Genomic DNA, 12,438 nt, shown 5'->3' on the forward strand with positions numbered 1-12,438 from the left:
GACTTCCCCACGCCAGCCGCGGCATTTGAGACGCGGAAACAAGCCTTTCGCGGGATTGTCACAACCGTGGAGCGTCAGCTCGCATTCGGCGTCGCCGGGTGGAAGGTCAGCGCGTAGCCATCCATGCAGTAGCGCAGCCCGGTGGGCTTCGGCCCGTCATCGAACACGTGGCCGAGATGACCGCCGCAGCGGCGGCAATGCACTTCGGTGCGCGTCATGCCGAGCGTGGAGTCGCTGCGTTCGCCGACCGCATTCGGCAGCGGCTGCCAGAAGCTCGGCCAGCCAGTGCCGCTATCGAACTTGGTATCGGACGAGAACAACGGCAGATCACAGCCGGCGCAGGCGAAGGTGCCCTTGCGATGCTCCTTGAGCAACGGGCTGGAGAACGGCCGCTCGGTGCCCTCCTCGCGCAGTATGTGGTACTGCATCGGCGTGAGCTGCTTGCGCCATTCCTCAGGCGTCTTCTCGATCTCGAACTTCTCGGCCGCGCGGGCGGCGTCCGGCCGCAGCCAGCGGAAACCGAACACGGCGGCAAGGGCGGCAGAAGCGAGCAGCATGCGGCGATCGATCATGGTGATGTTCCCTGCGTGACGGGCGCGGGCGCCCCGGCGGCACTTCCGTCAGGTACGAAGCTGCCGCGCCTCAGGTTACACCGCCGGTATTCGAGCCCGCTCACATTGTCGCGAGAACGTCGACGCAGCCGGAAGCTATTCCGGCGAAGGCGGCGGCACCGGCCGGCGCGACGGCGCATTGGGAGGGGGCACATTTGCGGCCTCGGCAGCCCGCAGCAGCGCGACGCGGGCGCGACGCTCCTCCCGCTTCACCTCGGCACGCGCATCACGGACCCGGGTCCGGGCGGCGGCACGCTCGCGGTAACGGGCCAGCGCGCCTGCGGCGAGCGCGCCCTCCCGGGTGGCGAAATACACCCCTTGCCCGACGATGCGGCCGATGGTGCCCCCTGCCCACACCAGATCGAACGGCGAAAACAGCTTCCAGCGCTCGTCGCTATGGGTCAGCCCCCAAGCGATCAGACGCCCGGCGATCGCGGTGGTGGCGAGCCCCTGCCGGCCGAATCCGCTGGCGACCCACAGCCCCGGCCGCAATTCGCCGATTTGCGGCATGCCGTGCACCGTCATCCCGACCGCGGCGCCGAAGGTCTGAGCTATTTCGACCTGCCCGAGCTGGGGGAACAGCGTTGCGATCCGCCGCCGGATGATTCCGGCGAGCCGCTGCGGTGCAACATCGAAAGTGGTCTCGCCGCTCGCCCACAGTAACCGGTCACCACCGACGATCCGGTAGTGATCGACCCCGTCCGTGTCGGCAATCGAGCCGGCGAACGCGATCGCCTCCGGTAATTTCTCGCCGAGCGGCGCCGTCAGCGCTGCGGTGCGCCAGACCGGCAGCAGGGTTTCGGCGACGCGGGGCGACGGCGCGCCGAGATGCACGCTGCCGGCGAGCACGATGTCGGAGGCGCGCAGCCGCGCATTCGGCGTCGAGATCCGCTTGCGGATGCCGGCGAAATCGATGCTGACCGCCGGCGTTTCCTCGAAGATCCGTGCCCCGGCCTGCCGCGCCAGCCGCTCCAGGCCGCGCAAGTAACGGCGGCCGTCGAGCTGAAATGCGGTCGGGTAGTGAATGCCGTGAAAATAGCGGTTGGTCCGCAACACATCGCGGACCTTGTCGATCGGCCAACCTTCGACTTCGGAGCCGAAATCGACGCCGAGCGTCTGCAGCCGCTCGACGAGACGGTCGCCGATATCGACACTGGAGACTTCCAGCGCGCTGTCCGACAGCGCGACGCCGGGCATCGTCTCCTCGGTGGCGCGAGCGCGGACGATCTCCATGCCCTCGCGGGTCAGCGCCCACAGCGCGCTGGCGTGATCCAGCCCGACCCGGGCAATCAGATCGCCGATCGGCACGCCGTAACCCGGCGTCACCGTGCCGAGATTGTGCCCTGACGCACCCCAGCCGATCCGCCCGCTCTCCAGCACGGCGACGCTGAGCCCGGCCTGCGCGGCTTCCAGCGCGACCGATAGTCCGGCGAGGCCGGCGCCGATCACGCAGAGATCGACGTCGAGGTCGAAGGTGAGCCGCGCATGCGGTTCCGCATCGGCTTCGGCGGACAAGCCGGCCGGTCCATTCGTCGCACTTGTCGGGAGCGAATCCATGCCGTTTCCTAAAAGAGCGCATCCGCAAACGAGGCTATCTTGCGAGATACGCGTTCAATACGGACAGCACGGACGGTTGTCACCTTGTCCTGCCGGCCGGTCTCGATTAATCCGCAAGCTCCGCCCTTTGGAAAGAACTCATGCGCCGTCTGATCCTGCTGCGACACGCCAAAACCGAAAGGGACGCGCCGAGCGGCAAGGACCATGATCGCCGCCTGGAAGATCGCGGCCGCAGCGACGCCGCCGAGATCGCCGCCTGGCTCGCCGCCGAGCATCTGGTCCCCGATCAGGTGCTGATCTCGACCGCGACCCGGACCCGGCAGACCTGGGACGTTCTATCCGAACTGTTTCCGGCGAACCGCGAACCGCAGGTCGAGTACCTGCCGGAAATGTACAGCGCGAGCTCTTCGCAGTTATTGCAGGCGATCCATGAGGTATCGGCCGGCATCAACCAGCTGATGCTGATCGGGCACAATCCGGGCCTGCACGAACTGGCGTTGGCGCTCACCTGCACGTGCAACGAGGCCGAGCGGCGCAAGCTCTCCGGCAGCATGCCGACTGCGGCGGTGGTGGTGATCGACTTCCCGATCGCCGACTGGGCGGATGCCTCGTTCGGCACTGGCAAGCTGCAGCATTTCGTCAGCCCGAAAGTGTTGCGCGAAGCGAGCTGACGGAGGACCATGGCGTCGCCCTCGCCCTGATCAGGAGGCGCCGGAGATGTTCAAGTCCATCCTCGTCCCGATCGACCTGGCCGATACCGCGCTGGCCCAGCCCGCGATCGCCACCGCGGCCAAGCTCGCCGACAGCTACGACGGCAAGGTGCGGCTGCTGCACGTGCTGGCGATCACTCCTGTGATGCTGGCCGAATATGTCCCGGCGGATTTCGACGATCAGCAGCGGCAGTCAGCCGAAGCCGCATTGGCCGAGATTGCCCGCACCTCAGGCATTCCGGCACAACGGCTGTCGAGCAGCGTGCGCCAGGGCGGCATCTACCACGAGATCCTCGAAGAGGTCGCGGCGGTCGGCGCAGATCTAATCGTGATGAGTTCGCACCGGCCGGCGATGCGCAGCTACTTCCTCGGCTCCAATGCCGGCCACGTCGTGCGCTACGCACCGTGCTCGGTGCTGGTGGTGCGGGACAGCACCTAGCCCCGAGCGACACGGACCGCTTTAGGGCAGCAGATCCTTCGGCACATCGTCGAAGGTGTAGCGGCGTGGGCGGTTGCGGCGGATGAAACCGCCGATCTGCCAGCCGAACAGCAGCGCAAAGCCGGCCAGGAACAACGCGCCAGACCATGACCCCACCGCCACCGCGCGCGCCAGCAGTCCGGTCAGGGCGGCGGCAACCAGCGCGATCAGCACCAAAGCACCGGTATGGACTGCCGGCGGCAGCCCCCCGATCAGTTCGGCGCGCCTGCCGGCATCGCGCATCCGCCGGTGCAGCTCGATCATGAACGCGCGATAGGCCTGATCCTGCGGCGCCATCAGCGCCACCGTTTGCCAAGTGGTCGACACGATCCGCAGCCGACCGCCGGAGACGTCCTGGAGATCGGCCCGGTAGCGGCGCGACTGCATCGACACCGGCCGATAGCTCAACCGAACCTTCGCGATCGTCGCGTAGGGCCACAGCCCGGCTTTCGGGCCGATCCGCCAGATCAGCCCGTCGTCGCCGAGTTCGAACTGCTGGGCAGCACCGATCAGCGAGGCCTTGTAGGCGTAAGCCGTGCCTGAATCGCCGTCCTCGTCTCGGTTGGATCGTGGCGTCACCCGAAAACCCCTGTTGCCGGTCCCGCCGTCCATGCCGGAGCCGGCGCGGCGATGCAATGCGGCGTTCAGCCCACCGGGTGTCGCCCGTACCGGATAACTTGTCGGCAGGGCCTCGGTTTTCTACAATTCGGTGACACACGGACCGGATCATGCCGAACACCGAAGCGCACTACCCTCGCCACCTAATCCTGGGTGGCGCCCTGATGTCCGGCCTGTTGATGGCGCTGGCGCTGCATATGCTCGGCCAGAGCGTCGGCCTCGACCTCGGCGGGCTGTGGCGCAACGACTCCGGCAGCTTCATGCCGGCGAGCGCCGCGTTGGCGTGGTGGCTGGTCGCGACCGGAGGCTTCGCCGGCGGTTACTTCACGGCGCGGCTGATGAATCATGCGGTCGCCGGACAGATCCCGCCGAAGCTGCGCCAGTTTCTGATCGTGGTGCTGGTGCTGGTGCTGGCCGCCGCCGGCCAAGCCGCTTCGGCGCCGTCCGCGGTGCCCACCGCCGCCGGCGTGCTTGCCGGGCTGGCGACCCTGTTGCTGGGCGCCGCGATGGCATTCTGCGGCGCTTATTTCGCTTTACGCAAAGTCTGAACGCGACCGCGTCAGGACTGCTGTTGAAAACACCAAAGGCCACGCGGATATCCGCGCGGCCTTTGGCCTCATCGTCACGTCATATCAATGTCGCAACCGGCTCAGCCGGCGGCGCGAAGATTGACCTGGCTCTCCGCAAGCGTGTTGAGCTTCTTGTCGGTAGCCTTCTCTTCGTCGAGGGTCTTCTGCAGCACCGCGGCACAGTCGTTACGGCCGAGCAGTTTGGCCCATGATACCAGGCTGCCATAGCGGACGATCTCGTAGTGCTCCACCGCCTGAGCGGCGTTGATCAGCGCCGCATCGAGCACCTTCTTGTCCTCGACTTCGCCCGCGGTCTCATCGGCTTCCTCGATGATGCCGTCGATTGCCGGGCAATCGACCGCCTTCGGCTGTACGCCGTGCATTTCGAACACCTGCTCCAGCCGCTTCACGTGCCCCTTGGTCTCATCCAGATGCGTCAGGAACCCCTGCTTCAGCATCGGATCCGAGGCCTTGTCGGCCATTTTCGGGATCGCCTTCAGGAGCTGCTTCTCGGCGTAGTAGATGTCCTGCAATTGGTGCACGAACAGGTCATCCATCGTCTTGATGTCTTTGGTGAAAAGTCCCATTGCGGATCCTCTTTCGGTTCGCGCCCGGCGGCCCTTTTCCAAGCCTGCCGTGGCCGTCGGGGCGTTAACCAGCGGCAGCGATCACCGTTCCGGGTTCCATCCGCGCATCGAGTCGCAATGGCGCGCAGCGCGTCTGGCGCCTATATCGGACGGGCCGGCTTGGCTGGCTCCTCTCGGGGCCGCCATGCAGCCGCCGGACGGCTCGTTTGCGCCACGTCAAGGGCGCATTCCGCCGCCCGTCCCATGGATGAGCGGTCCGCACGCGACAGTACGGCGGATTGCACGACGGGCCGTTTATGCCCTAAGGAATTGCGCGGATGAGTAAGTCGGACGCCGGGAGCAGGGTCGCGCTGCAGGCGGTGTCCGTCGCGTTGCCGCCCCGCCGGGAGGACGAATGCATCGACTGCTGAGCGCGCTGGGGCGTGGCTTCAAGACGTATATCGGCTGGAAACGCGTCGGTATCGTCGCCAGCATCCTGATTATCGGCTTTGCGATTTCGTCGCTGATCCGCACCCTCAAGGGAGTCGATCACAACGTCATCCTGACCGCGCTGACCGACAAGAGCCCGGCCCAAATCGGGATGGCGGCACTTTGTGTGGTCGGTGCGTTCTGCACCCTGACGTTCTACGATTTCTTCGCGCTGCGCACGATCGGCAAACTGCACGTGCCGTACCGCATCGCCGCGATGTCGGCGTTCACCTCCTACGTGATCGGCCATAATCTCGGCGCCACGGTGTTCACCGGCGGTGCGATCCGGTTCCGGATCTATTCGGACTACGGTCTCTCGGCGATCGATGTCGCCAAGATCTGCTTCATCTCTGGCCTGACGTTCTGGCTCGGCAATCTTTTCGTGCTCGGCATCGGCATGATCTGGCACCCGGCCGCCGCCAGCGCGATGGATCTGCTGCCGGACGAGATCAACCGGCTGATCGGCGTCGCCTGTCTGGCCGGTATCGCCGCCTATTTCGTCTGGCTCGCGACCGGCAAGAAGCGCCGCGAGCTCGGCCAGAACGGCTGGAAGGTGGTGCTGCCGTCGGCCAAGCTGACGCTGGTGCAGGTGCTGATCGGCGTGGTCGATCTCGGCTTCTGCGCCCTTGCGATGTACCTGTTGATGCCGTCCGCCCCCTACATCGACTACGTGTCGCTGGCGGTGGTGTTCATCCTCGCCACCCTGCTCGGCTTCGCCAGCCATGCGCCTGGAAGCCTCGGCGTGTTCGACGCCGCGATGCTGGTGGCGCTGCCGATGTTCGCCCGCGAAGATGTGATCGCGACGCTGCTGATCTATCGCGTGCTGTACTTCCTGCTGCCGTTCGGGATCGCGATCTCGATCATGGGCGTGCGGGAAATCTGGCTCAGCGTGATCAAGCCATGGCAGGAACGCCGCAGCGCCTGCAACGGCAACGAGCATGCGGCCACCGCCGCTCCGGCCACCGCGCCCGCCCGGGCCCCGGTCGGCCAGGTCCCGGTCGGCCAAGTCGTCCAGCGCTCCTCAAAGCTCTGACAGCGGCAATGCTTGCCGGCGCCGCCGAGGCCCATATTTTGGCCTCAACAGCGGCGTCAATGGCCGCGATCTCCTCATGGCCGCGTGGTGACATGTCCCGTTTCCGCTCCCTGGCGCTCCTGTTGCTGCTGACCGCGGCGGCGAGCGCCTCGTCGCTCCCTGCTTCCGCTCAAATCCCCCTGTTCGGCGGCTCGAGCAGCCCCGAACCGGCTGCGCCCACCGCGCCGCCCCCGGCGGCAGCTCCGGCTCCGGCGGTGCCTGTCGCCCCGCCTTCCGCCGCACCGGCCGTTGCCGCGGTGCCGGTCACCGACGGCTCGATCCAGATCGCCTGGGAGGTCCGCAACCGCTTCCGGCTGTTCCGGGAGGAGCGCGATTTCCGCGAGCAGGTCGAGGCGCTGAACGGGCTGACGGTGCTGGCGTCCGAGCAGACCCTCGGGCGGCAGAGTGAAGGCCGCGGCTGGGCCCGCAACGTCGTCAACCGGCTGTGTATCGACCTCACTGGGCGAGTCAACGAGCCGTGCACCCGCGATGGCGTCAAGGAAAGCTACCTGACCCCGACCGAGCACCCGGTGACGGTCCGCCTCGCCGGCGCCGTCCCGGTCGGCGCGATCTGCGCCTGGACGTTCGACGACGGCGACGGGCCGCGTAACGCCACCCAGGACTGCGCCGAGCCGATCAACTTCCGCGCCCGCTACGGCAAGCCGACGGTCGCCACGGTGGACATCACCAGTGGCGCCGACGCGCCGCTCCGCGTCACCACCCAGATCATGGTGCGGGACTTCTTCATCGCCGGCCTCGGCGACTCGATCGGCTCGGGCGAAGGCAATCCGGACCGCGCCATCGCGCTGTCAGATGAAGGCTTCTGCTTCAAGTCGTATCTCGGCAGTGGGATCGGCCAGTTCTACCGGCCGAGCCGGGCCGGCTTCAAAGGCGGCCGCGCCTGCGAGGCTCCGGATACGCTGGCGAACTGGCAGCGCTATTCGGCGACCTGGTTCAACGCCGCCTGCCACCGTTCGCTGTACAGCTACCAGACCCGGACGGCGCTCGCGCTGGCGGTTCGCCATCCGCACATCGCCGTCACCTATCTGCCGCTCGCCTGCACCGGCGCCACTATCACCGACGGGCTGTTCGGCTCGCAGCGCGCCCGCGAGTGCTTCCGCACCAAATCCGGGACCTCGTGTCCGGGCAGCGTCGACGGTCAGCTCGGCGAACTGCGCGCCGCCCTCACAGCGGCGCACCGCCGTCAGCCGGACCGCACGCTCGACCTGGTGCTGCTGTCGATCGGCGCCAACGACATCAACTTCTCGGGCCTCGTCGCCGACGTCATCGTCGACTCACCGACCGAGCGCGCGCTGTTCCGCCGCTCCGGCGTGATCGGCTCGGTCGAAGAATCGCGTACCGCACTGGCCCGCACGCTGCCGCGCGATTTCGCCCGATTGCGCGAGGCGCTGAAGCCGATGGTCGAAGATCTGTCGCGGGTGGTCTATGTCGCCTACGGCAATCCGGCGCTGTCGAATCGCGGCACCCCCTGCCCCGGCGGGCCGGCGGGCTTCGACATCCACCCCTCGTTCAATGCCGATCCGACCCGGCTCGGCGCCGTCACGTCGTTCGTTGACAATGAGTTCCTGCCGCGGCTGAAGGATCTGGCGCAATGCTCCAACGGCGTGCTGTGCCGTGATCCGTCGACAGAGCGGATGACGTTCGTCGACTCGCATCAGCGGGTGTTCGCCGACCACGGCTTCTGCGCCCGCGCCGCCACCGATCCGGAGTTCGATCGCGTCTGTTTCTCGCAGAGCGGCAACAGCTTCAACGCCGATATCGTCACCGCCGGCAACTCGCCGATGATCTGCGGCGCCGGGGCCAGCAACTACCGGGCTTACCTGCCCCGCGCGCGCTGGATCCGCGACGCCAACGACAGTTACTTCGCGGCGATGACCTATCCGCAGGGCCTCGCCGCCGCGATCCAGCCGGCCGATATCCATGACGCAACCTGGGGCGTGGTGTCGGCGGTGTATGGCGGCGCGATCCATCCGACCGCCGAAGGCCACGCCGCCATGGCCGACGCCGCTCTACCGGCGGCCGAGACCGTGCTGTCGCTGCAGTCCGGCCCCGACGTTACCAGCCAGCCGCTGCCGCCGCCGCCCGGCGTCATTCCTCAGCGCGCTGAGTAGGCATCGTTTGTTTGAACCGCTTCTGGAACGAGAGCGGTCAGACTCGACGAGGCTCCCCCTCCGGCAAATGAAAAGAGCGCTCTCCGCTGAGAGCGCTCTTTGCAAGCTCGAAGATCTCTGCCGTCCGATTCAGGGAGTGAAGCGCTACTTTGCCGGCGCCATCGCGCCGCCCTTCGAGGCCGGGGCCGGCGGAGCCTTGGCCTTGCCTGCCGTTCCAGGCGCAGCCACCGGCGGCTTGCCGGCTTGGGCCGCCTGCATGGCTGCCTGCTCTGGCATGAACTTGGTGACGATCTCCGGATCGAGCTGGGAGATCGCGGTGTCAGGCAGCCGGAACCAATCTTCGTCCTTGCCGAGCGCCGGCGTCATCAGATAGCCGCGCAGCGTCAGGGTCTGGCCATCGGGACTGACCGTCAGCATCGCCTTCCACACGTCGCCGTTGCGCGGATCGAGGATGCTGCCGTTCTCATAGACACGGCCCTTCCGCTTCATGTCGCGGATCAGCGAGATGCCGAGGATGGGCTGGTTCTTGCGATCGTCCTCACACTCTTCGCAGATCGTCAGGTTGGGCTGTCCGGCCTGCGGAAAGCTCTTGGCGACGATGCCCTCATACATGTTGTTGCCGCGATCGAGCATCAGCACCCAGACCACCGGCTTGCCGCCGGGCTTGCCGGTGTCAGTGCGTTGCCAGAGGCCGGCAGCGGTCGGTTCCGCGGCGACCGACGGGGCGGCCGCGGATAGCAACAGCGCGAAAGCCGCGACAGCAGCCCGCGCGACTAATCGGATCGGTCGATGTGTAGTCGGTCGATGTGTGATCATAGCAACACCTGAAACACCGCGATGGGACGACAATATGGCGGATCGATCCGGCAATCCAGTGAGCAGAGCGCGGCGGTTCGCGATCGATTCTATGACACAGCGATGTCAGCCGGCGGCGTAGCAGGTCGCTGAACGGGAACCCGCAGTGTCGCCAAGGCCGCGCCGAGACAGATCGCGACCGGGAGCCAGAACAGGATATAGAGATAGCTGAGATCGCTCGGAATGATCTCGTAGTCGACAGCGCTCGCTGCCAGGCAGGACGCGAGGAGCGCCAGCGCGGTCACTTCGCCGGACTTCCGAAATGCCCGCCATCCGCTCGCCGCCGCGGCCAGGACAACTGCCGCCAGCGCCAGCGACGCGATAACACCGCCACGGACCGCTGCGCACATGAAGATGTTGTGGCCGTTCATCACTTCCAAGCCGTTCGGCAGGATGACCCTGGTGTCGAACGCAAGTCCATAGCCGAGCCACGGCTTCAATGTGACCATGTGCAAATACACCGGCCACAGCTCGAACCGCAGACTGTCCTTCCGCTGCACCAATTCACCGGCAAGCGGCGTCAGCAGGGCAGCGACGGCCGCGATCGCCAGCAAAGCCGCGACAGCCACTGCCACCCGCCAATTGGCTGCAAGCAGCACCGCCACTCCGATGCCTCCCAGCGCGGCCATCAGCGAACCTCGACTGCCCGACAGCAGCACCGCCGCGAGAAGCACCAGCGCAGAAACAAACAGCAACACAAATTGCCAGGATCGCAGACGGCGGGTTGCCATCATCGCCACCCCGCCGACACACGGCATCGCGTACATCAGGCCGACGACGTTGGAATTGTAGTACAGGCTGAGCCCCTTGGTGCCCTGCAACCGCACCGACAGCATCTCCGTCACCGACCAATGGCTAAACGTGCCGACGTCGCGTATCGCGGCCAGCGCAGCCACGGGTGCAAGCCACAGGAACAGCAGGCGAAGAAAATCGCCGTCGCGGCTGGCGAGATGAGCCACGATGGTGATGAACACCAACACCGCTGCGACGTAACGGATGTTCTTCCACAGCAGCGATCCTGATACGCCATCACCGAACAACGACGTGGCGATGATGACGCCGAGGAAAGCAGCCGAGGCGAGGAAAACACTGGACTTGACGATCGGCGTCAGATTGCGCAGCGGCAGGGCGGTGATCAGCAGGGTCGGAAGCACCAGGAACCACAGGATGGTGCGGGCCAACCAGATGTTATGCATCACATACATCAGGCACATCACCAGCACGAACAGCCGCTCGGGCGCTTTCACCGCCAACAACCAGGCACGGCTCCGGTCGAACACCGAATGGGACGGTGACGAATGGGCAACAACTGACACCATAAGACCTCTATCTGGGGTGGGCGGTGGCCTCGGTCGCGGCCAAGCCGCGTAGCACGTCGGCGAGTCGCGTTGCCGATTGGGCCCAGGTCACTGGGCGATAACCGGCGCGGATCGCGGCTTCGTGGTGGGCAAGTTGCTCAGGCGCCGCAATCAGGTCAAGGACGGCGGCTCGCCAAGCAGCGAAATCAAGCGGATCGAGGTGGCGCGCGAGGCCCGCGCCGGCTTCCGGCAGTGATGAGGCATCGGAGGCGAGGCAGTATTTGCCGAAGGCGAGGCTCTCGGATACCGGCAACCCCCACCCCTCATAGAACGACGGGTACAGCGTGAACAGGCAGTGCTGATACAGCCACGCCAGCTCATCGTCGCCGGCGCGCGGCAGATGCAGGATCGAGCTGGCAGTCACCGGATCATTGGCGATCTGCCACAACAGATCACTGCTGCCGAACCCCGGCTGACCGACCATCACCAGCGTCGGCAGGTCGGGCGTGTTCTGCTCGGTGAGCCTGTGCCAGAGGTGGTATAATAGATCAAAGTTCTTGCGCGACTGAATGGTCGAGACGCTGATCACGAAGCGCGCGGCCTGCGTATCGGTCAGCGCTTCCGGTCGTCGCGCCGTCTGCGGTGCAGGAATGTCAGCGCCGAGATGCACGATCTCGACAGCGCCGCGCATACCGCCGTGGCGCTGTGCGTAGCCGAGAATATCGCGTTTGGTCGACTCCGAGATCGAGACGATCAAGTCGGCTTCCTTGATCAGGAACTGCGCGTAGGCGTCGAACTTGGTGACGAAATCGCCGCCAGCGAAGAATTGCGGCGCGACGGCCGGGATGAAGTCCTGGCACAGGGCCGCCACTTTGGTGCCGCGCTCGCGGCGCATCCGGGCAACCGTGGCAAAGTCGACCCGCGACCAGTTCTCACCAGCGAGAAAAAGCACTTCGCCGAGACCGTCCCCTCCAAGTTTCGGCAGCGGCTCGGCCTGGCTGGTCTTGCGCAGCAGCGACGCGGTCGCGCCGCGGACTGCGGTCTTGATGGTGCGTTCAACGGACTTGCCGATCGGCTTCAGGACGGCGGCGATCCCGCTCGCCTGCTTCGACTTGGCCCTGCCGGCGACGGGCTTGCCGCTCAGGTCGGGCGGAGTCGCGACCGCAACGTAGTCGCTACGGAGCGGGTCATAGCGGCAGAACCGCAGCGCTGGAGCCATCTCGGCCGATAGCGCGCGGATGTAACTTTGTTCAACCCGGAGCGTGCCATTCATCTGGCCGGAGCGCGCCCGCGCACTGGTCGAGACGTCCATCCACAGCCAGGGCTGATCGTGCCGGTCGGCGGTCTGATCCAAGGTGCTGTCCGTCATTTCCGAGATCGGCCCCTCGGCCGCTGACCGGCGGGTCTAGCGGGTCCGGCTTTGCAGCGTCAATGCCGGCCGCTTGCATTGCCAGCCCGCCCGCAGTCTAAGTTCCTCGCCGCC

The 12,438-nt window shown here is 66.3% G+C and carries 12 protein-coding genes; 5 read left to right on the forward strand and 7 right to left on the reverse strand.

Annotated elements, in window-relative coordinates:
* Positions 1–74: 74 nt before the first annotated feature.
* Both msrB and RPPS3_RS20075 read right to left on the reverse strand, forming a co-directional pair.
* The gene (gene msrB / locus RPPS3_RS20070) at positions 75–572 is read right to left on the reverse strand and encodes a peptide-methionine (R)-S-oxide reductase MsrB (protein ID WP_107345634.1); all 498 of its coding nucleotides are present in this window, start codon (positions 570–572) and stop codon (positions 75–77) included.
* 135 nt (positions 573–707) lie between these two features.
* On the reverse strand, positions 708–2,168 hold the full coding sequence (locus RPPS3_RS20075; RefSeq protein ID WP_107345635.1) for an NAD(P)/FAD-dependent oxidoreductase: 1,461 nt from the start codon (positions 2,166–2,168) through the stop codon (positions 708–710).
* Positions 2,169–2,308: 140 nt separating this feature from the next.
* Between RPPS3_RS20075 and RPPS3_RS20080 the strand changes: the two genes are divergently transcribed.
* Together RPPS3_RS20080 and RPPS3_RS20085 are read left to right on the forward strand one after the other, a co-directional pair.
* Positions 2,309–2,839 (forward strand): SixA phosphatase family protein, encoded by a 531-nt coding sequence (locus RPPS3_RS20080; protein WP_107345636.1) that lies wholly within the window; start codon positions 2,309–2,311, stop codon positions 2,837–2,839.
* A gap of 46 nt (positions 2,840–2,885) precedes the next feature.
* Positions 2,886–3,317: a universal stress protein gene (locus RPPS3_RS20085; RefSeq protein WP_107345637.1), complete on the forward strand. Its 432-nt coding sequence runs from the start codon at positions 2,886–2,888 to the stop codon at positions 3,315–3,317.
* A 21-nt stretch (positions 3,318–3,338) separates the two neighbouring features.
* Here RPPS3_RS20085 and RPPS3_RS20090 read toward each other — a convergent pair whose 3' ends face one another.
* Positions 3,339–3,968, reverse strand: a complete 630-nt coding sequence (locus RPPS3_RS20090; RefSeq protein WP_107345638.1) for a hypothetical protein — start codon at positions 3,966–3,968, stop codon at positions 3,339–3,341.
* A 116-nt stretch (positions 3,969–4,084) separates the two neighbouring features.
* On the opposite strand from RPPS3_RS20090, the gene RPPS3_RS20095 reads away from it, so the two are divergent.
* On the forward strand, positions 4,085–4,522 hold the full coding sequence (locus tag RPPS3_RS20095) for a hypothetical protein (RefSeq protein ID WP_107345639.1): 438 nt from the start codon (positions 4,085–4,087) through the stop codon (positions 4,520–4,522).
* A 101-nt stretch (positions 4,523–4,623) separates the two neighbouring features.
* Here the strand turns inward: RPPS3_RS20095 and RPPS3_RS20100 are convergent, their stop codons facing one another.
* Positions 4,624–5,130: a ferritin-like domain-containing protein gene (locus tag RPPS3_RS20100; protein WP_107345640.1), complete on the reverse strand. Its 507-nt coding sequence runs from the start codon at positions 5,128–5,130 to the stop codon at positions 4,624–4,626.
* 394 nt (positions 5,131–5,524) lie between these two features.
* On the opposite strand from RPPS3_RS20100, the gene RPPS3_RS20105 reads away from it, so the two are divergent.
* Both RPPS3_RS20105 and RPPS3_RS20110 read left to right on the forward strand, forming a co-directional pair.
* Positions 5,525–6,631 carry a UPF0104 family protein gene (locus RPPS3_RS20105; RefSeq protein WP_107345641.1) on the forward strand — a complete coding sequence of 369 codons (1,107 nt, stop codon included), beginning with the start codon at positions 5,525–5,527 and terminating at the stop codon, positions 6,629–6,631.
* Between the two features lie 92 nt (positions 6,632–6,723).
* Positions 6,724–8,802 (forward strand): hypothetical protein, encoded by a 2,079-nt coding sequence (locus RPPS3_RS20110; protein WP_107345642.1) that lies wholly within the window; start codon positions 6,724–6,726, stop codon positions 8,800–8,802.
* Positions 8,803–8,946: 144 nt separating this feature from the next.
* On the opposite strand, the gene RPPS3_RS20115 is transcribed toward RPPS3_RS20110, so the two are convergent.
* The 3 genes from RPPS3_RS20115 to RPPS3_RS20125 all read right to left on the reverse strand — a co-directional run bounded on the left by RPPS3_RS20115 (position 8,947) and on the right by RPPS3_RS20125 (position 12,309).
* Positions 8,947–9,618 (reverse strand): DUF2147 domain-containing protein, encoded by a 672-nt coding sequence (locus RPPS3_RS20115; RefSeq protein WP_107345643.1) that lies wholly within the window; start codon positions 9,616–9,618, stop codon positions 8,947–8,949.
* 89 nt (positions 9,619–9,707) lie between these two features.
* Complete coding sequence (locus RPPS3_RS20120) at positions 9,708–10,976, reverse strand: O-antigen ligase family protein (RefSeq protein ID WP_107345644.1); 1,269 nt, start codon at positions 10,974–10,976, stop codon at positions 9,708–9,710.
* 7 nt (positions 10,977–10,983) lie between these two features.
* Positions 10,984–12,309, reverse strand: a complete 1,326-nt coding sequence (locus RPPS3_RS20125) for a glycosyltransferase family 4 protein (RefSeq protein WP_107346699.1) — start codon at positions 12,307–12,309, stop codon at positions 10,984–10,986.
* Positions 12,310–12,438 lie beyond the last annotated feature (129 nt).

The sequence above is a fragment of the Rhodopseudomonas palustris genome (genome assembly GCF_003031265.1).
GTDB classification, from domain to species: domain Bacteria; phylum Pseudomonadota; class Alphaproteobacteria; order Rhizobiales; family Xanthobacteraceae; genus Rhodopseudomonas; species Rhodopseudomonas palustris_H.